Origin of the sequence: Campylobacter sp. RM5063, from assembly GCF_024723655.1 — a bacterium.
Lineage (GTDB): Bacteria > Campylobacterota > Campylobacteria > Campylobacterales > Campylobacteraceae > Campylobacter_D > Campylobacter_D lari_D.
In genome coordinates this window covers 44304-67311 of sequence record NZ_JANQDA010000002.1, presented here as the reverse complement: position 1 = coordinate 67311, position 23008 = coordinate 44304, and the positions used below count along the sequence as shown (strand labels likewise).

Genomic DNA, 23008 nt, shown 5'->3' with positions numbered 1-23008 from the left:
TTATATTTGTTATAATTTGGCTAAAAATTCAGCTTAGGAAAATACATGCCAAAAAGAACAGATATAAAAAATATATTATTAATAGGCAGTGGGCCTATCATTATAGGTCAAGCTTGTGAGTTTGATTACTCAGGAACTCAAGCGGCAAAAACTTTAAAAGAGCTAGGTTATAGAGTAGTTTTGATCAATTCTAATCCGGCTACGATTATGACAGATCCTGAATTTGCTGATGCAACTTATATAGAACCAATTACCAAAGAAAGTATTCTAAGTATTATCAAAAAAGAAAAAATCGATGCGATTTTACCTACTATGGGTGGCCAAGTTGCTTTGAATGTTGCTATGGAAGTTTATGAAAGTGGCGAGCTTGCAGATGTAAAATTTTTAGGTGCAAATCCTGAAGCGATTAAAAAAGGCGAAGACAGACAAGTTTTTAAAGAATGTATGAAAAAAATCGGCATGGATTTGCCAAAATCTATGTATGCGTATAATTATGAAGAAGCTTTAAAAGCTGTTGATGAGATTGGTTTTCCTTTGATGATTAGAGCTTCTTTTACCTTAGGTGGTGCAGGAAGTGGCGTGGTGTATAATATGGATGAGTTTGCAGAACTTGCAAATACTGCTTTAGCGCTAAGCCCTATCCATGAAATTTTAATCGAAGAAAGCTTACTTGGTTGGAAAGAATACGAAATGGAGGTCATTAGAGATAAAAATGACAATTGTATTATCGTTTGCTCTATTGAAAATGTCGATCCTATGGGAGTTCATACAGGCGATTCTATTACTATAGCTCCTGCTTTAACTTTGACTGATAAAGAATACCAAGCGATGCGTAATGCTTCTTTTGCTATTTTAAGAGAAATTGGAGTAGATACAGGTGGATCAAATGTGCAATTTGCTATCAATCCAACTAATGGTAGAATGATAGTTATTGAAATGAATCCTAGGGTTTCAAGATCTTCAGCCCTAGCTAGTAAAGCTACGGGCTATCCTATAGCTAAGGTAGCTACGCTTTTAGCAGTTGGATTTAGTTTAGATGAGATTAAAAATGATATCACAGGAACTCCTGCTTCATTTGAACCGGTAATTGATTATATCGTAACTAAAATTCCTCGTTTTACTTTTGAAAAATTCCCAAATGCAAGCACAGAGCTTGGCACTGCTATGAAAAGCGTGGGTGAGGTTATGGCTATAGGGAGAACTTTTAAAGAAAGCATTCAAAAAGCACTTTGCTCACTTGAGAGAAATTTAAGTGGGTTTGATACTATAGAATGTGATAAAAATGAGCTTTTAGCAAAAATTCGCCAAGCTAATGAAAAACGCTTGCTTTATATAGCACAAGCTTTTAGAGAAGGTTTTAGCACACAAGAGCTTTTTGAGCTTTGCAAAATAGATCCTTGGTTTTTAAACCAAATCAAAGAAATAGTGGAATTTGAAAATCAAATAGATATGGATATTTTAAGTAATAAGCAACTATTAAGAAAAGCTAAAACCTTAGGTTTTGCAGATAAAAAAATTGCTAGCTTAATTAATCAAAAAGATAATCTTGAGTTAAGCCAAAATGATATTTATTATGCAAGAATTAAACACAAAATCATCGCTCAATATAGTGAAGTAGATACTTGTGCAGGAGAATTTGAAGCACTGACCCCGTATTTATACTCAAGTATTAATACAAATGAAGCTACGCAAGTAAAAGAAAGTAAAGATAAAAAAGATAAAAAAGTGATGATTATAGGTGGTGGACCAAACCGCATAGGACAAGGCATTGAGTTTGATTATGCTTGCGTGCATGCTTCTTTTGCTCTAAAAGATATGGGTGTAAAAACTATAATGTATAATTGTAACCCAGAAACGGTTTCAACAGATTATGATACAAGCGATATTTTGTATTTTGAGCCAATTGATTTTGAGCATTTAAGAGCAGTTATTGATAGAGAAAAACCCGATGGAGTGATAGTGCATTTTGGTGGTCAAACTCCGCTTAAATTTGCAAAACGCCTTAGTGCTTTTGGGGCAAAGATTATAGGAACAAGTGCAAGGGTAATAGATTTAGCTGAAGATAGAAAGAAATTTGCTAAATTTATTGAAGATCTAGGTATAAATCAACCTAAAAATGGCACAGCCATAAGTGTAGAAGAAGCCATTATAAAAGCAAATGAGATAGGTTATCCTGTGCTTGTTAGACCAAGTTATGTTTTGGGTGGTCGTGCAATGCGTGTAGTGCATGATGAGAGTGAGCTTAGACTTTATATGCAAGAAGCAGTAGATGTGAGTGATAAATCTCCGGTATTAATCGATCAGTTTTTAGATAATGCAACTGAGCTTGATGTAGATGCGATAAGTGATGGAAAAGAAGTTTATGTAGCAGGTATTATGGAGCATATTGAAGAAGCAGGAATTCACTCAGGCGATAGCGCTTGCTCTTTACCTGCTGTAAATATTGATGAAGCTATGCTTGAAATGATTGAGCAAAAAACAAAAGATATTGCTTTAAATTTAGGTGTAGTAGGACTTTTAAATATACAATTTGCTATTTATGATAATAAACTTTATATGATAGAAGTAAATCCAAGAGCTAGTAGAACCGTGCCTTTTGTGAGTAAGGCTACAGGAATTCCTTTAGCTAAGGTTGCAACACGCGTGATGTGGCAAGGAAATTTAAGAGAAAGCTTGAAATTTTATGACACCTTTAAAGTGGTAGAGGAAAAAAACGGAATTTTAAGAGCTAAAAAGCCAAAACATATTAGTGTAAAATCAGTGGTATTTCCTTTTGCTAAACTTAGCGGAAGCGATCTTGAGCTTGGACCTGAAATGCGCTCAACCGGTGAAGTTATGGGGGTAAGTAAAGACTTTGATAACTCTTATGCAAAAAGCCAACTTGCTTCTTCAAATTTCTTACCAGAAAGTGGTAATGTATTTTTATCACTAAGAGAGCAAGATAAAAAATATGCAGTAGATTTAGCTAATGAGTATATTAAGCTAGGATTTAAAATCATTGCTACGAGTGGAACTTATAAAGTTTTACAAGAAGCGGGCTTGGAGTGTGAGTTTGTGCATAAAATTTCTGAAGGACGCCCGAATGTAGAGGATAAATTAAAAAATTCTCAAATTCAACTTGCTATAAATACTAGCGATGAGCATAGTTTTAAAGGCGACACTAAAAAAATTAGAGCAAATATTTTACGCTTTAAAATCCCATATTTTACAAATCTAAGAGCAGCTTATGCGGGGATTAAAGCTATCAAAGCTATACAAAATAAATCATGTCTTGAAGTAAAGAGCTTGCAAGAATACTTAAAAACATGATTTATCTTGCTCAAACTGATACAACAGCAGGGTTTTTAAGTAAGGACTTAAAAGCCCTTAATACTTTAAAAAAAAGGCCCTTAAAGCAAGATTGTTTAATTACTACGGCTAAATTTAGTGAGCTTAAAAAACTTACAAGAGTGCCAAATTATTTTAAAAATACTATTAGAAAATCCAAAAAAACTACTTTTTTATATCCTAATTCTAAAGCAATACGCGTTGTGAAAGATTGCACTCATGAGGAATTTTTAAAAAAGTTTGATTGGCTTTATTCTACTTCTGCAAACATTCATGGAAAAAAATTTGATCTAAATTGGGCTATGCAAAATGCAGATAAAATAGTAGATGAAAAGTTTTTTGAAAGTGGAGCCTCAAAGATTTTTAAACTTCGAGGCATTAAAAAAGTTAAACTGCGTTAATTTCCAAGCGGCCAAAATACTTTTGGCTCTTCGCCGATTTTTGCTTGTCCATGATACATTCCAAGTTTATCTTTAGTCCAAGCATAACCAACTTTTCCATTTTTATCTATTGAAATAATTCCGCCTGTACCACCAAGTTTTGCAACTTGTTTGATAGTTTCTTGGGCTGCTTTTTGCACTGAAAGTTTTTTGTATTTATACAAAGACGCAACTTCATGGGCTGCAGCTACTCTTATGTAAATATCACCTGTTCCTGTGCAAGAAATTGCTACTGAGTCATTATTTGCATAATTTCCTGCTCCTATGATAGGAGAATCCCCAATGCGTCCTGTCATTTTATTTGTAGTGCCACCTGTGCTTGTACCTGCTGCTAGGTTGCCGTTTTTATCTAAAGCTATTGCACCTACTGTGCCTAAATATGGCTCGGTGCTTACACCAAGATGAGCTTTTGCCTTATCACTATCTAATAAAACTTCCTTGCTTTTTTTAGCTTCTTGAAGTTGTTTGTATCTGTGCTCTGTAAAGAAGTATTTTTGTCCTACTATTTCTAAGCCATGTTTTTTGGCTAATTTATCAGCACCCTCGCCCGCTATTAAAGTATGGGGTGTTTTTTCCATAACAAGTCTTGCTGCTTCTATAGGATTTTTAATCGTCCTAGCCATAGCAACTGCACCTGCTTTTAAATTTTTTCCATCCATTATAGATGCATCAAGCTCATTAAATCCATCAGAGGTAAAAACAGCACCTTTCCCAGCATTAAATTCAGGACTATCTTCCATTACTTTAATAGCGGCTATAACAGCATCAACCGAGCTTCCTCCTTTTTCAAGTATGCTTTGACCTGCTTTTAAAGATTCTTTCATTACCTTTTCTCTTTTGGCAAATTCTTCTTTGGTAAGTCCTAAGCCACTTGTTCCACCATGTATAACGATGATAGGTTCAAAATTTTTTGCAAAGACATTATTGCTTAGTAAAAATATTAAACTAGTTAATGTCAATAAAATTCTTTTACTACAGGTTAAAAATTTCATTATTTACTCCTTTTTTAAAATTATTTATTATATTTAATAAAAATTAAATATAACTAAAATTTAATTAATAAATGAGTATTTTTAGGACAAAAATTCTACTTTTTATTTTTATAGGTGTTATTTTTGAAAAATTTTTTAGAAATTAATTAAAATGTTTTTATATTTATTGCAAAATTAGGAGGTATTTTAATGTTTAAAACTATTGTAGCTAAGAAAATATCATTTTTCACAGCTTTGATTTTGGTTGTTGGATTTGGTATTTTTGTTGGACTAAATTATTATTCGTCTAAAACGGATATTCTTCAAAGTATTGTAAGTGGAAAGCAAGAAAGTGTTAAAAATGGAAAAAATTTTTCAGATTTATACTTCAATACCAAGATAGAGAATATTAAAAAAATCGCTGCAAATATTATTGAACATAAAAATGTAAGTGAGGAATATATTGGTTCTTTTTTAGAAAAGATGTTTGGTTTTTATTCTTTTAATGCTATTTATGTTGGGTATGAAAAAGATGGTAGCTTAATTGATGTAGATATTAATTCTAAAGGAAAACATTTTATTTTAAATCAAGAAAAAGATGGTTTTGATGCTAGAGAACGCGTGTGGTATTAAAATGCAAAAAATAAAAATAAGGTAAGCATTTCAGAACCTTTTTTAGATGTCGTAACTAAAAAAATAGCTTTGTCAGTGTCAATTCCGATTGTTATTGATGGGAAATTTTATGGAGTTTTAGCAGGTGAATTTTTTCTAGATGATATACGCAATGCTTTTGGAAGATTAAAAACTACTGCAAGTAATAATGTGTTTTTAATCAATGAAAGAAAGGAAATGATAGCTCATTCTTCTGCTAATATAGATTTTTATGAAGACAATGAAGTTAAAGAAGTGTTAAAAAATTTTGTTAATGTTGCAAGTGTAACTCCAAATGAAACTACTGATTTGATTTTGTATAAACTTAAAGGTCAAGAACGCTTAGCTGTGTGTATTATGGGAGAAAATTCTTTAACTTTGTGTTCTTCTAATGCTTTGAGTGATTATGATGAGGTTTTAAACGGACTTTTAATTACCCAAGTTATATTTGGTGTGATTTTTGTCCTTGTTATTATCGTTATTTTGGGTGGTATGATAGAGCATTTTCTTAAGAAAATTATATTTATTAAAGAAGCTTTAGAAGATTTTTTTGAAAGTTTAAACTACAAAGGCGATATGAAAGATATAGATTTAAATATCAAAGGAAATGATGAATTTGCTATTATTGGTAAAGAAATCAATAATGGTATAAAAAATATCCAAAAGAATTTAAAGCAAGACAAGAAGGCTGTGTTTGAAAGTGTTCAAAAGTTGAAAGAGATAGAACTTGGAGATTTATCTGTTAGAATTGATAATGATCCTATAAACCCTCAACTAATAGAGTTAAAAAATGTATTAAATGAATTGCTTGATATTTTAGAAGAGAAAATAGGATCAAACATCAACGAGCTTGATAGAGTGCTTGAAAGTTATAAGGCTTTAGATTTTTCAACACAGGTTGAAAATGCAAAAGGAAGTGTAGAAATAACAACAAATGTTTTAGGTTTAGAAATCAAAAAGATGTTGATTTCTTCTTCTAAATTTGCACATAAACTAACTATACAATGTGAAAAACTAGAAGAATTTATGCAAAAACTTGTTGATGGAACTTATTCTCAATCAAATTCTTTGGAAAAATCCATAAAAGCAGTAGAGCAAATAAACATTTCTATGCAAAATGTTGGAGGTAAAACTACAGAGGTTGTTTCTCAAGCTGAAAATATTAAAGAAGTAGTAAATGTGATCAAGGACATAGCAGAACAAACAAATTTATTAGCATTAAATGCTGCCATAGAAGCTGCTCGTGCGGGCGAACATGGCAGAGGTTTTGCTGTGGTTGCTGATGAGGTGCGTCATTTGGCTGAAAAGACAGAAAGAAGTTTAGGTGAGATAGAAGCTAATGTAAATATTTTAGTTCAAAGTGTTAATGATGTTTCTATATCAATGCATGAACAAACTCAAAGTATTTCACAAATCAATGATGCGATAATTCAACTAGAAGATGTCACAAAAGAAAATGTAAAAATAGCTAATTTTACTAATGAAACTACTAAAGAAGTAGGGGATATTTCTCAAGATATATTAAAAGAGGTAGAAAGTAAGAAAATTTAATACCAAGGAGCTTATTATTTTGTAATTTTGGTTATAATTTGCACTTTTAAAAAAAGGTAGATTATGATTGAAAGAACAAAAATAAGCTCTAATTTTGGTTGGTTTATGGTAATTTTAGGTGGTTTGGTTGAGTGTTTTTGGGTAAGTGGTTTAAAATACTCTACTGAAATTTGGCATTATGCTTTAACAGCCATTGGAGTTTGTATATCTTTTACATGTTTTTTGAAAGCTTGTGAAAGACTTGAAGTAAGTATTGCTTATAGTGTTTTTGTAGGTATTGGCACGGTTGGAGTGGTGCTTAATGAGATGTTTATTTTCAATGAGCCAAGCTCTATTACCAAGCTTACTTTAATAGCCATTTTGCTTTTAAGTATCATAGGCCTTAAAATCATTAGCAAGGAAGCTAAGTAATGGAATGGTTCTTTTTGTTTTTGGCGACTGCTTTTGAAATTTTTGGCGTGATTATTATGAAACAACTTGTAAGCACTAAAAATAAGCTTTATCTTTTAGCTTTGATAGTGTGTTTTGCTTTTTCATTTGGATTTTTAAGCCTTAGTATGCAAAGTATTGCTATGAGTGTGGCTTATTCTATATGGACAGGAGCTGGAACTGCAGGCGGGGTTATCATAGGGGTGCTTTTTTATAAAGAAAGCAAAAGCTTTTTAAAGCTTTTTTTGATTGCTCTTATCATTGCTTGCACCGTGGGTTTAAAAATACTTTCATAGGTTTAAAATGAAAATATACATTAGCGGTATAGACACAGATGTTGGTAAAACTTATCTAAGTGCTAGAATTTGTAAAGAATTGGGTTTTGATTATTTTAAGCTTATCCAAGCAGGCACGCCAAAAGATAGCGAGGTAGTAGCTGAGTTTAGCCCAAAAACTAAGATTTTCAAAGAAGGCGTGTTTTTACAAACTCCTGCTTCACCACACAAAGGTAGGATTTTAGAGAATTTAAATTATAAAGCTTTTGATATACAAATTCCACAAAGTGATAAACTCATCATCGAGCTAGCTGGTGGGCTTTTTTCGCCCCTTGATGATGAAAAAACAATGATTGATTATATGAGTGCGTTTAAGCACCCTACGATTTTAGTCGCAAAAGACTATCTAGGAAGTATCAATCACACGCTTTTAAGCATAGAAGCACTAAAACAAAGAGATATTAAAATCCTTGCTTTAATCTTAAAAACCCAAGATACTTTTAGCAAGGATTTTATAAGCAATTACGCTAAAATTCCTATCATAGAATTTGATGATAAAGTGTGTGAAAAACTTTCAAAAATCCTTGAAAATCTCTCTTAAAGACTGCACTATATAAGCAATTTCATCTTCATTTATAACATATGGTGGCATGAAATAAATTGTATTTCCAAGTGGTCTTAAAAGCAAGCCTTTTTCTAAGGCTCTTTGAAAGACTTCAAGTCCTGCTCTTTGATATTTGCTTTTTTGTATATCAAATGCACTTACCATGCCTAAATTTCTAAAATTTCCTAAAAAGTCAAATTCTTTTAAACTCTCCCATTGAGTTTTTATAAAAGCACTTTTGATTTTATTTTTTGCGATGATATTTTCTTTTTCAAAAATATCCAAAGTCGCATTAGCCGCTGCACAAGCTAGGGCATTACCCGTGTAAGAGTGAGAGTGTAAAAAGGCCTTTTGGCTCTCATAGCTATCATAAAATTTCTCATAAATTTCATCTTTAGTAAGCACCACTGAAAGTGGTAAATACCCACCCGTGATAGCTTTAGAAAGACATATATAATCAATACTTTGTGAGCAATAATCAAGCGCAAACATCTCCCCTGTGCGTCCAAAACCTGTGGCTATCTCATCAAATATCACTTGCACGCCATAATCTTTAGCAAGTTTAACTGCCTCATCTAAATACCCAAGCTCGTACATATGCATATTGCCCGCACATTGAAGTAAAGGCTCAAGTATAAAAGCACAAATTTCATGATGATGATTTTTTAAAATGCTTTCTAGAATTTCGAGTTCTTTTGTATAGTCTCTGCTTGTTGGCACAGGCGTTGTGATACTTTTTAAAAGTAAAGGCTCATAGGTTTTTTTATAAAGTGCTACATCGCCAATGCTTAATGCACCTAGGGTTTCTCCATGGTAAGAATTGCTAAGCGATAAAAATTTATCCTTTTTAGAGTCATTGTTTAAGTGGTATTGAAAGCTCATTTTTAAAGCCACTTCTATGGCTGAACTACCATTGTCTGCAAAAAAGCATTTATCAAAAGGTAAAAGCTTGCAAAGTCTTTGAGAAAGCTTTATGATAGGCTCATGTGAAAAGCCTGCAAGCAAGACATGCTCTAAATTTTGAAGTTGATCTTTGGTTTTTTCATTGATATATTCATTACAATGGCCAAAGATATTTACCCACCAAGAGCTAATGCAGTCTATGTAGGATTTTTCATCAAAATCATACAAATACACTCCCTTAGCCTTTTTTATAGGTATTAAAGGCAAAAACTCATGATCGCTCATTTGCGTGCAAGGGTGCCAAATGTGTTTTAAGTCTAGTTCTTTTAAATTCATTTTTACTTCTTTGATTTTTATTACTAATGATACTACAATTTTTACTCAAATTTATGCTTTAAAATGAAAAAGGATTATTTAGAAAATATTTATATAATTAGTTTTTTATCTTAAATTTGGAGATAAAGTATGAAAAAAGTTTTGATTATCTTAGCGATTTTATTTTTAAATTTTGCATACACACAAGAGGATTTGGTTGAAAAAGGAATTAAAGCCTATGAGAGTGGTGATTATATAAATGCTATGAAGTATTATAAAAAAGCCTGTGATTTAAATAGTGGAAATGGCTGTTCTAATCTTGGTTTCATGTATGCAAATGGACAAGGTATAAAAAAGGATAATTTCAAAGCAGTAGAATTATATCAAAAAGCATGTGGTTTAAATAGTAGAGATGGTTGTTTTAATCTAGGTGTTATGTATATGGATGGAAAAGGTGTAAGAAAAGATAATTTCAAAGCAGTGGAATTGTATCAAAAAGCATGTGGTTTAGAAAAAGGCTTGGGTTGTTTTAATCTTGGTGTAATGTATGAAAAAGGTTATGGTATAAGAAAAGATAATTTTAAAGCGGTAGAATTGTATCAAAAATCATGTAATTTAAATGAAGGCTCTGGTTGTTCTAATCTTGGTTTTATGTATGCAAATGGGTATGGTGTAAAAAAAGATAATTTTAAAGCAGTTGAACTTTATGTAAAAGCTTGTAATTTAAATGATGGGGTTGGTTGTTCTAATCTTGGAGTTATGTATGCACTTGGAAAAGGCGTTAGAAAAGACACTTCTAAGGCTTTAGAATATTTTGGCAAGGCTTGTGATTTAAAAAATGATTTAGGTTGTCAAGCTTACGCAAGGCTTAAACAATAATGCAAATTGCACAAATTTTAGATGAGTTAAAACAACAAGATAATTTTAGAATTCTACGCTCATTAAAACATGAGGGAAAATATGTTATTTATAATGAGCAAAAATTGCTGAATTTAGCGAGTAATGATTATCTAAATTTAAGCAATGAAAAAGCATTGAAGCAAGATTTTTTAACGCATTTAAAAGAATTTGAATTTTCTAGTTCAAGTTCAAGAAGCTTGAGTGGAAATTATGCGATTTTTGATGAATTTGAAAGCTTTTTAGAAGCTAAGCTAGGCAGAAAAATCTTGCATTTTAATAATGGCTATGCCTTAAATGTTAGCTGTTTGCAAGCTTTAGCAAGCATTAAAAATACTTTATTTTTGGCAGATAAGCAAGTACATGCAAGTATTATTGATGGTTTAAGGCTTGGCGGGGCTAAATTTATAAGATTTAAGCACAATGATATAAAGCATTTACAAAGCTTAGTGCAAAAGCATTATAAAGAATTTGAAAATATCATCATCATAAGTGAAGCGCTATTTAGTATGGATGGAGATTTTGCGCCTATAAAAGAATTCATAAATTTAAAAAAAGAGTTTAAAAATATCAAAATTTACATCGATGAAGCTCATAGCATAGGGTGTTTTAATGATGATGGTTTGGGTTATGTGAAATTTTTGGGCTTAGAAAAGGAAGTGGATTTTTTAGTTTTTACCTTTGGTAAGGCCATAGCTTCCATGGGAGCTTGTATGATAAGTAATGAAAAAGATTTTTTTATTAACAAAGCAAGGGCCTTTATATACTCAACTGCTATTGCGCCTATCAATGTAGCTTGGACTTTGCATGTTTTTAAGCATTTGCATGAATTTAGCGCTCAAAGAAAAGAACTTTTAGAGTTAAGCACTTGGTTTAAAAATGCTTTAGCAAGTAAAGGTGCAGTTCTAGGCGAGGCTTATGTGATATCTTTTATTTTAGGGCAAAATGCACTAGCTAGTCAAATTTCACAAAAGCTTTTAGAAAATGGTATTTTTGCACCTGCTATTAAAGAGCCAACCGTAGCTAAAAATACAGCTAGAATTCGCTTTTCTTTGCATACTGGTTTAGTGAAAAAAGACTTAAAAAAGGTTTTGGAGGTATTTTGAAAACTCATTTTTTACATGAAAATGCAAATTCATCTGAGTTGATTTTATTTTTTTCAGGATTTTGCTCGCATTTTAGCCATTTTACGCATTTAAAAAGTGACGTAAATGTTTTAATGGCGTATGATTATACGAGTTTTGATTGGGAAATTGATTTTAATAAATTTGAAAAAATCACTCTTGTTGGCTTTTCTATGGGAGTTTGTGTGGCGAGTAAAATTTTAAAAGATATAAAATTTGATAAAAAAATAGCCATAAATGGCACAAATTTACCTATAAATGATGAATTTGGGATTAAAAAAGCCATTTTTAAACTTACGATAAAAAGATTTGCTTTAGAGGATTTTAAAGCAAATTTGCTTGAAAAAAGAATGAGTTTAAGTGATGAATTTTACTTTGAAAAAAACGAGCATTTAAAAGCAGAACTTTTAAGTTTATATGAGTTTTGCACTAAAAACTTAAATGAAAATTTCACTTGGGATAAAGCCATAATTAGCAAAGATGATAAGATCTTTCCACCAAAACATGTTTTAAATTTTTTTAAAGAAAAGGCAATGTTTATCGATGAGCCACATTTTGCATTTTTTAAATACCACACTTGGGAAGAGCTTTGCAAACTTTCATAAGAGCAAAAGATACTTATAGCGCAAATACACCAGTGCAAAAAGACATGGTTAAAGAGCTTTGTAAAATGCTTAGTGAGAATGATTTGAGCGATTTTAAAGCGGTATTTGAGTTTGGCTGTGGAGTAGGGGTTTTTAGTAAGGCTTTGCAAGAGTGTATTAAATTTAAGCATTATTTTTTAAATGATATTTATCCTTTTGAAAATCCTTGTAAGTTTGATGAATTTGGTGTTTTTGATATGAATGAACTTAAAAATCATCATTTTTATACGAAAAAATTTGATCTTATAGCTTCAAATGCTTGTATGCAGTGGCTAAAGATAGATGAGCTTTTAGAAAATTTTGCAAATATGTTAAATAAAAATGGGATTTTGCTTTTTTCTACTTTTGGAGAAAAAAATTTCACTCAAATAAAACAAAGCACTAATTTATCACTTGAGTATTTAACTTTAGAGCAAATTAGGCAAAAGCTTTCTAAAAATTTTAAGATCATAAAAACAAAAGAAGAGTTAAAAGAGTTAAAATTTGATCATACTTTGGAACTTTTTAGGCATTTGAAATTAAGCGGAGTAAATGCTTTGAGTGATAAATTTTTTATAAGCAAGGCATTTTTAAAAAACTATGAAAAAGAATTTCAAAATACCTTGACTTATCATCCTTTATTTTTTCTAGTTAGAAAACTATAATCGCTAATGTTTTAAGTAAAATGGATAGGTAAAAAATATCAAATGGATTAAATTTAATCCATAGTGAAACAATACGCTCATCCATAAGCTTTTTGAGTGTTTATAAGCTAAGCCATAAATCACGCCTGCAACACTAGCAAATACAATCATCAAAACACCGCTTTTATAATGCACTAATCCAAAAGCTATGCTTGCGATTAATAAAGCAAGATTGGGGTGAATAAATTGTGTAAGTCTTTGTTGGAGATAACCTCTAAAAAAAGCTTCTTCTACTAAAGCAACTAACAAAAGATTTGAAAATAAAAAATATAAAATCCATGATGGTATGCTTATTTCTAGTTTGATAACACCCAAATACCAAGGCACGCACAGCAAAAGAATAGGAGATAAAAGCAATAAGCTCCATTTTATCGCTGAAGCTTTGGTGTAGTTTGTGTTTTTAAATAAAATAGGAAAAAGTATAAAAAGTATAAAAACCCCTAGTGGCTTGTCAATACTAAAGTAAAGATTAAAAGGTGCGCTATTTGTGCTTGCATAAACTTGATCTAAAACTTTGATGTTATTTACACCAGGGATAAAATGAAGAAATAAAGCTAAAGCATAGATAAATAAAGCTATTTCTAATATGAAAATTTTTTTATACTGATACAATATAGCCGTTATAAAAACTAATACATTAATCACTATAAAAGTTATATCTATAATTTTAAATACATATCCCAACAAGACTGAAAAGAGTAAAAAAATATACGAAATTTTGACTTTATCAAATGAAAGTAATATCAAAGAAATAGCCAAAAAAAGATGAGTGCTTAAAGCTAACATATAAAATCCTTGTTTATAATTGATCTAGATATAGTTTTACTACTTCTTCTCTTAGGTAAAGCTTTTTTAATCATTTACATTTATATATTTAAGACAAAAGCGTAAATTTTGTTACTTTTTATAAAACCTACAATTTGTCTATATTGTTTTAAATTCCAGTTTGTGTTTTTACTTAGCTTGATGATATTTATAATTTTTATCTTTGTAGTGAAAAATTTATTATTATCTTTTATAATACCTTTATTGAGTGTAATTAAGACATTAAAAATTTTAAAGTAGAAGCAGATAAAATGCATTTTGTTTGTTTTTTTAAAATCGTTTTATTTTCTTTTTCATGAAAAAATTTTTTAATTCTTGTTGATCTCTTATAGCAATGTTTTCTTTGATGATTTTAAATCCTGCTTTTAAAAAGAAATTTTTAGCACTAAGGCTAGCAAAAGTATAAATTTCACTATAAGGGTAGTTTTTAAGAGCAAATTCTAATAAAGCTTTACCATAACCTTGATGAGCATAGTTTGCATGAGTAAAGCAAAGATCGAGTGTTTTTTCTTCTAAATTTATACTTATAAAAGATACAATTTGGCCTTTTTCTTCATAAATAAAACCTAGTTGATTTTGAAATTTTTCTTCCCAAGCTTTTTGGTTTATATTAATCCAAGCACGAATTTGTTCTTTTGTATAATCATTTTTACAAAGAATGGATACGCTTTGCTTAAAAAGCTTGATACAAGGAGCTAAGTCTTTTATATCAAGCTTTCTTATCAAGCACTTTCCTTAAAGCCAAAGAAGCTAGAGCAAGTCCAAAAGAAGCTGTTACACCCATAAATGAGCCAAGATCTTTACAATGGGCTTCTTCATCTGAAAATACCACATCAAAATCCCCTTTAAAGCCTGATTTTCTAAGCTCATAGCGGAATTTTTTAGCTAAAGCATCGCCATGTGTTTTAAATATGCTTGTCGTTTTAATACGCGTTGGATCAAGCTTTCTAGCTCCACCGGTTGATGAGATAAAAATTTGCTTTTTCAAATCAAGTAAATTAGCCAAAGCAACCTTAGCAGGTATATCATCGATCGCATCGATGATAAGATCAAATTCACTCAAATTAAAACTTTTCAAAAACTCATCATCGATTTTACTGACTATACCTTTAGCATTGTAAATACGCTCAAAAACCTTAGCTTTTTCTTCGCCTATATTTTCACTATGAAGCTGGCGGTTTTGATTAGTAGTTTCAAATTTATCCGCATCAATTAAAGTTAGATTACTAAAGCCACTTCTAAAAAGCGCATCAACACAAATTCCACCAACTCCACCAAGCCCACAAACTAAAACTTTAGTGTTTTGAATTTTGATAAAATTTTCTTCATTAATAAGCCATTTTATACGCGTGTATCTATCCATTTTTCATCCATTTTTTGAGATTTTTCATTTGTTTATAAGCTGTTAGATCAAGCATTATAGGGGTTATTGTGGCATAGCCTTGTTTTAAAAGTGCTATGTCTGAATCTTTTTCATTTTCATGATCAAGATTAGCAGCAGCTAGCCAATAGTATTCTACACCTCTTGGGTTTGTATTAGAATGTGCTTTATAGCTATAAATTCTTTTACCTGCTTTGCAAATTTTTAAGCCTTGAAAGGCTGTTTTACTAGAAGGAAAGTTGATATTTAAAAATTCTTTTTTATCTAAAGGAAAGCCTTTTTCAAAGATATTTTTGACTATTTTTTTAGTAAGTTTTAAAGCAAGTTTATAATCAAGCTCTTTTTGATTATCTTTGTAAAATTGCGATAAAGCTATGGCAGGAATTCCATGAAGTACTGCTTCCATAGCACCTGCGCAAGTTCCTGAGTAGGTTATATCCTCGCCTACATTAGCACCTTTGTTAATTCCACTTATGACAAGATCAGGCAAACGCTTTTTATATAAAGCATGTAAAGCTAGATAAATACAATCTGCAGGCGTGCCATCATCAAGCTTGTAAAATCTTTTTCCAACCTTATGAAATCTTAAAGGCTTAGTTAGTGTTATAGAGTGTGAGCATGCTGATTTTTCACTAGCAGGAGCTACTATGGTAATTTTAGCTTTAAAATGCTTTCTTAGCATTTTTATAAGCTTTTTTAAACCCTCACTTTCATAGCCATCATCGTTTGTTATTAAAATTTCTTTCATGTTTTTTCCTTTTTTTAAATTCTAACACAAGTAATACAATATTTTTTTATTACTAAATTGTTTTTTCATTTTTTAAATATTAAAATTATAGTTTTGATTAATTTTTTAAAGGAAAGAATGATGTCAAAACTTTTACTTTTTAGTGCTTCTGGCTATAAAGATAGCGCTTATTTAAGTCATACTAGAGAATTTATAGATGATTTTTTAAAAGAAAATTCCATGAAAGATGAAGAAATTCTTTTTATACCTTATGCGGGTGTTAGAAGGACTTATGATGCTTATGAAGCTAAGGTAAAAGAAGGCTTGAAAAAAGATAATATCAAATCATTACACCATTTTGAAAATTTAAAAGAAACGATTTTAAATGCAAAAGTTTTTTTAGTAGGTGGTGGCAATAGTTTTATGCTTTTGCATAAATTATATGAAAATGATTTGCTTGAAGTGTTAAAAGAGCGTATTGAAAAAGGGGCTTGTTATATAGGTTGGAGCGCAGGCTCAAATATAGCAGGTCTTAGCATAAAAACAACTAATGATATGCCTATTGTTATGCCAAAAAGTTTTGATAGTTTAGGGGTTTTTCCTTATCAAATCAACCCACATTTTATTGGCGGGAAAATTCCTGGACACAACGGAGAAAGTAGAGAGGAGCGTTTGGAAGAGTTTTTATTAACTAATCCAAAAGACATTGTTTATGCTATACCGGAGGGTTCTGCATTAAAAGTGCAAGATGATAGCTTAAAAATCATAGGTTATCATGATGTGTTAAAGCTAAGTCATCCTTTTAATGTAGAATATTTAAAAATCAATCAAATAACTAAAATCTAAAGGAGAAAAATGCAAACTTTTTATCTTTTAGCTGCGATTTTTGGTATTGTGGCTGTGGTTTATTTGCTTATTAAAAAAGTAGAAACAAAAACAGCTTTAATTAGTGTTGGTTTTATTTTATGTTTGATTTCGCTTAAGCCCATTGAAGCTTTGAGTGCTTTTACACATGCTATGGTGCAACCTGCTTTGATTAAGGCAATTTGTGCAAGTATGGGCTTTGCTTTTGTGATGAAAGTGACTAAATGTGATAAACATTTGGTTAAATTACTTACAACACCTTTGAAAAATGTAGGATTTTTCTTAATCCCACTTGCTTTTATGGTAACTTTTTTCATCGCTATAGCTATACCTTCAGCGGCAGGATGTTCAGCTGCAGTTGGTGCGACTTTAATACCACTTTTAATGGCTTCGGGTATAAAACCTGCCATGGCAGCAGCAACAGTGCTTTGTGGAACTATAGGAGGAATTTTAAGTCCAGGTGTTTCTCATACGGCTTTGATTTCTGAAATTTCAGGGAAAAATATACAAGAAATTGTTTTAACTCAAACTCCAAATGCATTAACAGCAGGAGTGATAGTGATGATTTCTTTGATGATTATGGCAGTGATTTTTAAAGATTATCAAAAAGGGCAAGTTTTTGAAGTGGCTAATCAAAACAAGACTGAAGATAATATTGAAAAAGTAAATGTATTTTATGCGCTTATGCCTTTAGTGCCTTTGATTGTACTAATCATAGGCGCAAGTCCTTTAAATGATTATGAGTTTTTAACATGGACAAAACAAGTTGGAGTTGCTGAAGCCATGCTTTTAGGGGCGATTATAGCTTTGGTAGTAACTATGAGTAAGCCTGATAATATTTTTAAAGAGTTTTTCAATGGTATGGGAAAATCTTATGCAGAGATTATAGGGATTATCATAGCTGCTAGTGTTTTTGTTGCGGGTTTAAAAGCATGCGGTGTAATTGATATTATCATAGAATGGCTTAAAAATGAACAGCATTATGTGCGTTTTGGTGGAACTTTTATACCATTTTTAATGGCTATGATTACAGGTAGCGGTGATGCTGCTGCTATGGCATTTAACAAGGCTGTAACTATTCATGCTCAAGATCTTGGTTTTGATCAAGTTAAACTTGGTACTGCAGTGGCAATGTCAGCAGTGCTTGGAAGATACCTTTCGCCTATTTTAGGAGCTTGTATCATCGTTTCAGCTATAGCTGGGGTTAGTCCTTTAGAAATTGTTAAAAGAACTGCTTTGGGTTGTGTTGTTTCGGTGATTGTAATTGCTTTTGTGTTATTATAATTTTAAGCCTTAAAAGGTTTAAAATTATTTTGCGGCTAGGATGATGATTTCTTGTATAACTTTGCTCGCTGCTTTTAAAGATTTAACAGGTAAATACTCATAAATAGAGTGAAAATTATGTGCTCCAGTAAAGATATTTGGACAAGGTAGGCCTTTTTCTGAAAGTACCGCTCCATCGTATCCTCCACGCATAGGAATGATTTTAGTTTTGATATTTAAATTTTCATAAGCTTGTAAAGCAAGTTTAATAGGCAAAGATTTGGTTGTTTTTAGACTATTAAAGACATTTTTATAACGATCGTTAAGCTTAATGTTAATTCTTTCTTCTCCATATAGCTTTTTAAAACTATCGTTTAAATCTTGTAAAAATTGCATTCTTTGTTTGTATTTTTCATCATCAAATTCTCTAATATCTATTTTTAAAATAGTTTTAGCACTATTTCCCTTGAGTTCTTTAACCCAAAAATATCCTTCTTTATTTTCTGTGTATTCAGGTGCTTCGCCATTTGGAAGCATAGAGATAAATTTATGTGCTAAAAGTAAAGAATTAACTAATTTTCCCTTAGCACTCATAGGATGAGCAGATTTTCCTATAAATTCTACTTCACAATCTCCTGCATTCCAATTTTCATAAATAAACTCTCCTATCTCGCAACAATCTAAACAATATCCAAAATCAGCATTAATTTCTTTTATATCAAAAGCTTTTGCACCTCTTAAACCTTGTTCTTCATCAGGTAAAAAGCAAGCATAAATATCACCATGCTTAATATCAGGATTTTTAACAAAAAATTCAAGCATATCCATAATAGCTGCAATAGCTGCTTTATCATCAGCTCCAAGCAAGCTTGTGCCATCAGTGTGGATAATATCATCTCCTATGTAGTTTTTAAGCTCTTTAAATTCACTTTCTTTCAAATAAAGATCTAAGTTTTTATTTAAGCATATATCTCCACCTTGATACTTAGTGATTTGTGCTTTGGTGTCATTAGTTTGTTCCATACTTGTATCTAAATGCGCAAAAAAGGCTATTTTAGGAGCATTTGGAGTGTTTGCTGGTAAAAGAGCTGTGGTAATGGTGTTTTCTCTTCTTTTGATGTCTTTTAAACCTAGTTCTTGTAATTCTTTTTCAAGTAATTTTGCAAGCTCCATTTGATTAGGACTTGATGGCATAATGCCTTTGGCGCCATTTTCTCTACTTGTAGTAGTATTAATCTTAGTGTAATTTATAAATCTTTGTACAATATCCATAATTTTTCCTTTTTAGATTAAAATTAATAAAATTATAACAATTCATTTTTAAAATATTTGATCAATCTAAGAAGATTTTATTAAATGATATTTTCTATCAAAATTTATTTAAAATTATGATAATATATTTAAATTTATATTTTTTAAGGAGAGAATATGCAAAAACTTAGATTTATGATGATATTGAGCGTATTTATAACTTTTTTTGTTGGATGTTCTTCTAAAGAAATCAATCCTTTAGGGCGTTCTTTTGGAGAATTTAGCGATGGAGATCCTTTGAAAATAGGTAAAAATCCAACTCCACCGGCTAAACAAAAAACACCAACTTTAGTGGAAGGTAAGAAAATCCCAGCTATACCACTTGAGCCACCTCTTATGAAAGTCAATACTTTTAAAGGAGATAATGCTGTAAAAGGACCATTACCAAGGCTTACATCAAGCAATGGATTTACTTCAAATGCTTTGTATGAAAATATAGGATTTGTAAGCGATTTTGTAACTATTATGAACCCAAATGGAGCTGCATTAACGGTTTGGGCTTTAAATCCAGGCAATTGGATATGGGGGTATAATTTATTTGATAGTAAATCTTTTGGTGATGCAAGAGTGTGGCAACTCATTGAATTTCCAAATAATACTGTGATGATTAAAAATGCAAAAACTTTAACTTGCTTAAATGCTTATGGTAATGGTATAGTACATTATCCTTGCGATCAGACAAATTTTGCACAATTTTGGAGATTATATCCTATGAGCAATGGTGCTTATCAAATTCAAAATTTTGCAACACAACAATGTATACAAACGACAGTTGGAAATGTAATGGAGGAATTTTATTTTGACTATTATAGTATTTATTTGACACCTTGTTTGAAATCAAAAGAAAAAAATTTAGATAGACAATGGAGCATTAGTGCGCCTGCTTTTCAAACAAGATCGCCTTATGCTTATACGGGAGAGTGATGATGAAAAAGATAGTATTTTTGATTTTTAGTTTTAATTTATTATTTGCTGCTTTGGAAAATTATAATAGCGGTACTTGGAATTTACAAGGTGCATCAGCTTCTACTGAAAGTAAGTGGAATATTAGCATAAGACAGCTTGTAACCGGTGCCAATCCTATGGATATTTTGGCTGTTCAAGAAGCAGGAGTTTTACCAAGTACTGCTATAATGACGCCAAGACAAGTTCAACCCGTGGGAGTTGGCATTCCTATTCATGAGTATGAGTGGAATTTGGGTTCATCAAGTCGTCCAAATTCAGTTTATATATACTACTCAAGAGTTGATGTTGGGGCAAATCGCGTAAATATGGCTATTGTGAGTAGAACGCGAGCTGATGAGGTGATAGTTTTACCACCTCCAACCGTTGCTTCAAGGCCTATTATAGGAATTCGTATAGGAAATGATGCGTTTTTTAGCATACACGCTTTATCAAGAGGCGGTAATGATGCAGGGGCTATTATAAGTGCTGTGGATATGCACTTTAGGAATATGCCACAGGTTAATTGGATGATTTTAGGGGATTTTAACAGACCTCCTGGGACTATTGTAAATTTAATTGATCCGGATTTAAGATCTCGCATTAATATAGTCGCACCTCCTTCTTTTACACAAACAGGTGGCAATACAATTGATTATGCAATTACGGGAAATTCAAGCACTACATCTTTATATAGTCCGCCTAGAATTCTTGCAATCTTAGCTGTAGCAGGACTTAGGACTTTTTTAGCTTCGGATCATTTTCCTGTAAATTTTAGAAGACCTTAGGAGAAGATGATGAGAAAAATTTGTATTTTATTTTGCTTTATTTTAAGTTTTTTAAAAGCTGAAGTTTTATTTGATGATTTAGAAGATTTTACACCTATGTTCGCGATAAGATCTTTAGAAACGGGAATTTCACTTAGTCCTTTTAGATATAGCTCTGAAAAACTAGAAGAGCAAAATTGGTTTTTAAAAGAGATAATTCTTAGCGATGCGTTAAAACAAAAAGATAGATATGCCGTGCAACGCCCTTTTGGCTATGTGCAGTTTATAAACCCTAGAGGTGCTGATGTATGTTTAGCTGTCTTAAGTGAAAAATCTTTTGGAGTGAAATCTTGCAAGCAAGATTTGCAAGATGGGCAAATGCAAACGGTTTTTTCTATCATGCCTACTACAAGTTCAGCTGTGCAAATTAGATCTTTAACTCATGGCGGGGTAAAATGCATGAGTACCTTTTATGAAGCGCGCGTGCCTATAGAAAATCGTTTTGGCTTAGATGATTGCACTGTAAATCCTTCTGTGCCGATAGAGTTAAAAGAGTTATTTTTCTTTGCTCCTGCTATTGTTGAAGCAACTCCGATTTATTAAATTTAACCCGCTTTTGCGGGTTTAAACTCTAAGTTAAAATTTGTTAGAATGTCTTTAAATTTTTGTAGATAATTTTAATAGCCAAAATATAAATCCTACACAGTAGATATATTGAAGGAAAAATATGAAAGTAAAATTAAAAAATGTTGGAATGCTTGATGAGGCAGAATTTGAAGTAGGAAATATTACTCTAATTTGCGGTGAAAACAATACCGGAAAAACTTATGCTACTTATAGTTTGTATGGTTATTTAGATTTTATGAGAATTGTCAGAGAGAATTTTTTTGTTAGAAAAAGAAAACTTTATGATGAAAATTTAAGTAATGACATAAAAGATACACAAGAGCTAAAATTAACCTATATAGATATTAAAAACAAATTAGAAGATCATATAAAAAATAAAACAAAATTATATTCTCATCGCATACTTGTCAAAGTTTTAGCAGGTAAAAATGAAGATTTTGCAAATGCAGAATTTGATGTAGATATGCAAATTTCTTTAGAAAATGTTAAGCAAGCTATAAAGCAGTATTTAGAAAAATTAAATTTAAACAATAGAGCAAAAGCTAAACATATAGTTTATGATGATGGTATTGGTTTTTCTAATTTAAACAAACTTGAATTTGAAGAGTATTTAGAAATATTTTTTGATAATTTATTGAATTATATTTTTATGAAAAATTTTATTTTAAGCGTTGAAAGAACTGGTGCTTCTATTTTTCAAGAAGAATTAGATTTTATTAAAATAGCAAAATTAGAAGCTATGCAAAAAATATTAAAAGAAGAAGATGTTGATTTATTTGAATTTCACAAAAAAATAGAGGAAAAAAATCAACTTTATCCAAAACCTGTAAGAGATAATATAAATTTTATAAGAGACGTAAAACAAAAATCAAAATTAGAAAGTATGTTTAAAAAAGATAAAGATAAATATAAAAATATTTTAGATTTACTAGGAAAAGTAGTAGGTGGAAAATATAAAGCTACAGATTATGGTATTTTATATCAGCCAAAAGGCAGTAAGAAATTTTTTAATATCGAAGTAGCTTCAAGTTCTGCTAGATCTTTGTTGATGTTGTATTTTTATATTTTGCATGTTGCTCAAAAAGGTGATATTTTGATGATAGATGAACCAGAGCTTAATCTTCATCCTAAAAATCAAATTTTATTAGCAAGGCTTCTTGTTCTTTTGGCAAATGCAGGTATTAAAATTTTTATTACTACTCATAGCGATTATGTAGTTAGAGAATTAAATAATTGTATTATTTTAAACAATTTTACAAATGAAAAGATAAAAGAAAATTTTAAAGAATATGATGATAGTTATAAATTATCAAAAAAAGATGTAAATGCTTATATTGCGTTTTATGACAAAAAAAGCAAAAAAAATACATTAAAAAAGGTAGATATAAGCAGTGAAAATGGCATAGATATGGAAACATTTAATGATGTTATCGAACAAACTATAAATATAGATGAAAAAATGGCTAGTATGTTTATGAAAGATTAAA

General features: G+C 30.9%; 24 protein-coding genes and 2 pseudogenes. 18 read left to right on the top strand and 8 right to left on the bottom strand.

All coding sequences use genetic code 11. From position 1 onward, the window contains the following. The first annotated feature begins 45 nt into the window (after positions 1-45). Positions 46-3309, top strand: coding sequence for a carbamoyl-phosphate synthase large subunit (gene carB, locus CAMP5063_RS01255; RefSeq protein WP_337194655.1), 3264 nt, complete (start codon positions 46-48; stop codon positions 3307-3309). Continuing rightward, on the top strand, positions 3306-3728 hold the full coding sequence (locus CAMP5063_RS01250; protein WP_133319514.1) for a Sua5 YciO YrdC YwlC family protein: 423 nt from the start codon (positions 3306-3308) through the stop codon (positions 3726-3728). Before carB ends, CAMP5063_RS01250 begins: the two co-directional genes overlap by 4 nt. Here the strand turns inward: CAMP5063_RS01250 and CAMP5063_RS01245 are convergent. Beyond that, entirely contained in the window at positions 3725-4759 is a 1035-nt protein-coding gene (locus CAMP5063_RS01245) for an isoaspartyl peptidase/L-asparaginase family protein (RefSeq protein ID WP_263661971.1), read from the bottom strand. The genes CAMP5063_RS01250 and CAMP5063_RS01245 overlap by 4 nt on opposite strands. 189 nt (positions 4760-4948) lie before the next feature. Here CAMP5063_RS01245 and CAMP5063_RS01240 point away from each other — a divergent pair, with 189 nt between their 5' ends. The 6 genes and pseudogenes from CAMP5063_RS01240 (at position 4949) to bioD (ending at position 8245) form a co-directional block, all read left to right on the top strand. Next, positions 4949-5371 carry a hypothetical protein gene (locus CAMP5063_RS01240; protein WP_337194654.1) on the top strand — a complete coding sequence of 141 codons (423 nt, stop codon included), beginning with the start codon at positions 4949-4951 and terminating at the stop codon, positions 5369-5371. A gap of 18 nt (positions 5372-5389) precedes the next feature. After that, positions 5390-5725: pseudogene (locus CAMP5063_RS01235) on the top strand (cache domain-containing protein); the annotation flags it as partial. 21 nt (positions 5726-5746) lie between these two features. Continuing rightward, complete coding sequence (locus tag CAMP5063_RS01230) at positions 5747-6940, top strand: methyl-accepting chemotaxis protein (protein WP_442863205.1); 1194 nt, start codon at positions 5747-5749, stop codon at positions 6938-6940. Between the two features lie 63 nt (positions 6941-7003). Continuing rightward, entirely contained in the window at positions 7004-7351 is a 348-nt protein-coding gene (locus CAMP5063_RS01225) for a DMT family transporter (RefSeq protein ID WP_087699708.1), read from the top strand. Continuing rightward, the gene (locus tag CAMP5063_RS01220) at positions 7351-7665 is read left to right on the top strand and encodes a DMT family transporter (protein WP_087699706.1); all 315 of its coding nucleotides are present in this window, start codon (positions 7351-7353) and stop codon (positions 7663-7665) included. The genes CAMP5063_RS01225 and CAMP5063_RS01220 overlap by 1 nt, the downstream gene beginning before the upstream one ends. Positions 7666-7672: 7 nt before the next feature. Further along, the gene (gene bioD / locus CAMP5063_RS01215; protein ID WP_133319517.1) at positions 7673-8245 is read left to right on the top strand and encodes a dethiobiotin synthase; all 573 of its coding nucleotides are present in this window, start codon (positions 7673-7675) and stop codon (positions 8243-8245) included. Here the strand turns inward: bioD and CAMP5063_RS01210 are convergent. Next, on the bottom strand, positions 8219-9487 hold the full coding sequence (locus CAMP5063_RS01210; RefSeq protein ID WP_337194653.1) for an adenosylmethionine--8-amino-7-oxononanoate transaminase: 1269 nt from the start codon (positions 9485-9487) through the stop codon (positions 8219-8221). The two genes, bioD and CAMP5063_RS01210, sit on opposite strands and share 27 nt — an antisense overlap. A 129-nt stretch (positions 9488-9616) precedes the next feature. Here CAMP5063_RS01210 and CAMP5063_RS01205 point away from each other — a divergent pair, with 129 nt between their 5' ends. Genes CAMP5063_RS01205 through CAMP5063_RS01190 form a run of 4 tightly spaced genes read left to right on the top strand, consistent with a single transcriptional unit; the run spans position 9617 to position 12775 of the window. Beyond that, the gene (locus CAMP5063_RS01205) at positions 9617-10345 is read left to right on the top strand and encodes a tetratricopeptide repeat protein (RefSeq protein WP_337194652.1); all 729 of its coding nucleotides are present in this window, start codon (positions 9617-9619) and stop codon (positions 10343-10345) included. Beyond that, the gene (locus CAMP5063_RS01200; protein ID WP_337194651.1) at positions 10345-11469 is read left to right on the top strand and encodes an aminotransferase class I/II-fold pyridoxal phosphate-dependent enzyme; all 1125 of its coding nucleotides are present in this window, start codon (positions 10345-10347) and stop codon (positions 11467-11469) included. The genes CAMP5063_RS01205 and CAMP5063_RS01200 overlap by 1 nt, the downstream gene beginning before the upstream one ends. Then, positions 11466-12092, top strand: coding sequence for a pimeloyl-ACP methyl esterase BioG family protein (locus CAMP5063_RS01195; protein ID WP_337194650.1), 627 nt, complete (start codon positions 11466-11468; stop codon positions 12090-12092). Before CAMP5063_RS01200 ends, CAMP5063_RS01195 begins: the two co-directional genes overlap by 4 nt. Continuing rightward, a complete protein-coding gene (locus tag CAMP5063_RS01190; RefSeq protein ID WP_337194649.1) occupies positions 12077-12775 on the top strand; it encodes a methyltransferase domain-containing protein in 699 nt (232 codons plus the stop codon). Before CAMP5063_RS01195 ends, CAMP5063_RS01190 begins: the two co-directional genes overlap by 16 nt. A gap of 3 nt (positions 12776-12778) precedes the next feature. On the opposite strand, the gene CAMP5063_RS01185 is transcribed toward CAMP5063_RS01190, so the two are convergent. The 5 genes and pseudogenes from CAMP5063_RS01185 to surE all read right to left on the bottom strand — a co-directional run bounded on the left by CAMP5063_RS01185 (position 12779) and on the right by surE (position 15768). Then, positions 12779-13600 carry a CPBP family intramembrane glutamic endopeptidase gene (locus CAMP5063_RS01185; protein ID WP_263664577.1) on the bottom strand — a complete coding sequence of 274 codons (822 nt, stop codon included), beginning with the start codon at positions 13598-13600 and terminating at the stop codon, positions 12779-12781. A gap of 13 nt (positions 13601-13613) precedes the next feature. Further along, positions 13614-13920, bottom strand: a pseudogene (locus CAMP5063_RS01180) (hypothetical protein); the annotation flags it as partial. Beyond that, a complete protein-coding gene (locus CAMP5063_RS01175; RefSeq protein WP_263661491.1) occupies positions 13910-14365 on the bottom strand; it encodes a GNAT family N-acetyltransferase in 456 nt (151 codons plus the stop codon). The gene CAMP5063_RS01175 and the pseudogene CAMP5063_RS01180, both read right to left, overlap by 11 nt. Further along, positions 14349-15002: a ThiF family adenylyltransferase gene (locus tag CAMP5063_RS01170; protein WP_220566570.1), complete on the bottom strand. Its 654-nt coding sequence runs from the start codon at positions 15000-15002 to the stop codon at positions 14349-14351. The genes CAMP5063_RS01175 and CAMP5063_RS01170 overlap by 17 nt, the downstream gene beginning before the upstream one ends. Continuing rightward, on the bottom strand, positions 14995-15768 hold the full coding sequence (gene surE / locus CAMP5063_RS01165; RefSeq protein ID WP_133319525.1) for a 5'/3'-nucleotidase SurE: 774 nt from the start codon (positions 15766-15768) through the stop codon (positions 14995-14997). Before surE ends, CAMP5063_RS01170 begins: the two co-directional genes overlap by 8 nt. A gap of 120 nt (positions 15769-15888) precedes the next feature. Here surE and pepE point away from each other — a divergent pair, with 120 nt between their 5' ends. Next, positions 15889-16593, top strand: a complete 705-nt coding sequence (gene pepE, locus CAMP5063_RS01160; RefSeq protein WP_337194648.1) for a dipeptidase PepE — start codon at positions 15889-15891, stop codon at positions 16591-16593. 9 nt (positions 16594-16602) lie between these two features. Next, positions 16603-17895, top strand: a complete 1293-nt coding sequence (gene dcuC, locus CAMP5063_RS01155) for a C4-dicarboxylate transporter DcuC (protein ID WP_337194647.1) — start codon at positions 16603-16605, stop codon at positions 17893-17895. Positions 17896-17919: 24 nt separating this feature from the next. Here dcuC and pepT read toward each other — a convergent pair whose 3' ends face one another. Then, complete coding sequence (gene pepT / locus CAMP5063_RS01150; RefSeq protein WP_133319528.1) at positions 17920-19146, bottom strand: peptidase T; 1227 nt, start codon at positions 19144-19146, stop codon at positions 17920-17922. 156 nt (positions 19147-19302) lie between these two features. On the opposite strand from pepT, the gene CAMP5063_RS01145 reads away from it, so the two are divergent. The 4 genes from CAMP5063_RS01145 to CAMP5063_RS01130 all read left to right on the top strand — a co-directional run bounded on the left by CAMP5063_RS01145 (position 19303) and on the right by CAMP5063_RS01130 (position 23007). Beyond that, complete coding sequence (locus CAMP5063_RS01145) at positions 19303-20109, top strand: cytolethal distending toxin subunit A/C (RefSeq protein ID WP_133319529.1); 807 nt, start codon at positions 19303-19305, stop codon at positions 20107-20109. A gap of 2 nt (positions 20110-20111) precedes the next feature. Continuing rightward, positions 20112-20915: a cytolethal distending toxin subunit B family protein gene (locus CAMP5063_RS01140; protein WP_133319572.1), complete on the top strand. Its 804-nt coding sequence runs from the start codon at positions 20112-20114 to the stop codon at positions 20913-20915. A gap of 9 nt (positions 20916-20924) precedes the next feature. Continuing rightward, the gene (locus CAMP5063_RS01135; RefSeq protein WP_133319530.1) at positions 20925-21497 is read left to right on the top strand and encodes a cytolethal distending toxin subunit A; all 573 of its coding nucleotides are present in this window, start codon (positions 20925-20927) and stop codon (positions 21495-21497) included. 124 nt (positions 21498-21621) lie between these two features. Further along, positions 21622-23007, top strand: coding sequence for an AAA family ATPase (locus CAMP5063_RS01130; RefSeq protein ID WP_133319531.1), 1386 nt, complete (start codon positions 21622-21624; stop codon positions 23005-23007). Position 23008: the final 1 nt, after the last annotated feature.

Coding starts and splice junctions, on each gene's coding strand:
- surE (WP_133319525.1), bottom strand. CDS start 15,768: ATGAAAGAAATTTTAATAACAAACGATGATGGCTATGAAAGTGAGGGT.
- CAMP5063_RS01240 (WP_337194654.1), top strand. CDS start 4,949: ATGTTTAAAACTATTGTAGCTAAGAAAATATCATTTTTCACAGCTTTG.
- carB (WP_337194655.1), top strand. CDS start 46: ATGCCAAAAAGAACAGATATAAAAAATATATTATTAATAGGCAGTGGG.
- CAMP5063_RS01230 (WP_442863205.1), top strand. CDS start 5,747: ATGGGAGAAAATTCTTTAACTTTGTGTTCTTCTAATGCTTTGAGTGAT.
- CAMP5063_RS01130 (WP_133319531.1), top strand. CDS start 21,622: ATGAAAGTAAAATTAAAAAATGTTGGAATGCTTGATGAGGCAGAATTT.
- CAMP5063_RS01185 (WP_263664577.1), bottom strand. CDS start 13,600: ATGTTAGCTTTAAGCACTCATCTTTTTTTGGCTATTTCTTTGATATTA.
- CAMP5063_RS01170 (WP_220566570.1), bottom strand. CDS start 15,002: ATGGATAGATACACGCGTATAAAATGGCTTATTAATGAAGAAAATTTT.
- CAMP5063_RS01225 (WP_087699708.1), top strand. CDS start 7,004: ATGATTGAAAGAACAAAAATAAGCTCTAATTTTGGTTGGTTTATGGTA.
- CAMP5063_RS01140 (WP_133319572.1), top strand. CDS start 20,112: ATGAAAAAGATAGTATTTTTGATTTTTAGTTTTAATTTATTATTTGCT.
- CAMP5063_RS01210 (WP_337194653.1), bottom strand. CDS start 9,487: ATGAATTTAAAAGAACTAGACTTAAAACACATTTGGCACCCTTGCACG.
- CAMP5063_RS01135 (WP_133319530.1), top strand. CDS start 20,925: ATGAGAAAAATTTGTATTTTATTTTGCTTTATTTTAAGTTTTTTAAAA.
- bioD (WP_133319517.1), top strand. CDS start 7,673: ATGAAAATATACATTAGCGGTATAGACACAGATGTTGGTAAAACTTAT.
- pepE (WP_337194648.1), top strand. CDS start 15,889: ATGTCAAAACTTTTACTTTTTAGTGCTTCTGGCTATAAAGATAGCGCT.
- CAMP5063_RS01220 (WP_087699706.1), top strand. CDS start 7,351: ATGGAATGGTTCTTTTTGTTTTTGGCGACTGCTTTTGAAATTTTTGGC.
- CAMP5063_RS01205 (WP_337194652.1), top strand. CDS start 9,617: ATGAAAAAAGTTTTGATTATCTTAGCGATTTTATTTTTAAATTTTGCA.
- CAMP5063_RS01200 (WP_337194651.1), top strand. CDS start 10,345: ATGCAAATTGCACAAATTTTAGATGAGTTAAAACAACAAGATAATTTT.
- CAMP5063_RS01250 (WP_133319514.1), top strand. CDS start 3,306: ATGATTTATCTTGCTCAAACTGATACAACAGCAGGGTTTTTAAGTAAG.
- CAMP5063_RS01245 (WP_263661971.1), bottom strand. CDS start 4,759: ATGAAATTTTTAACCTGTAGTAAAAGAATTTTATTGACATTAACTAGT.
- pepT (WP_133319528.1), bottom strand. CDS start 19,146: ATGGATATTGTACAAAGATTTATAAATTACACTAAGATTAATACTACT.
- CAMP5063_RS01145 (WP_133319529.1), top strand. CDS start 19,303: ATGCAAAAACTTAGATTTATGATGATATTGAGCGTATTTATAACTTTT.
- dcuC (WP_337194647.1), top strand. CDS start 16,603: ATGCAAACTTTTTATCTTTTAGCTGCGATTTTTGGTATTGTGGCTGTG.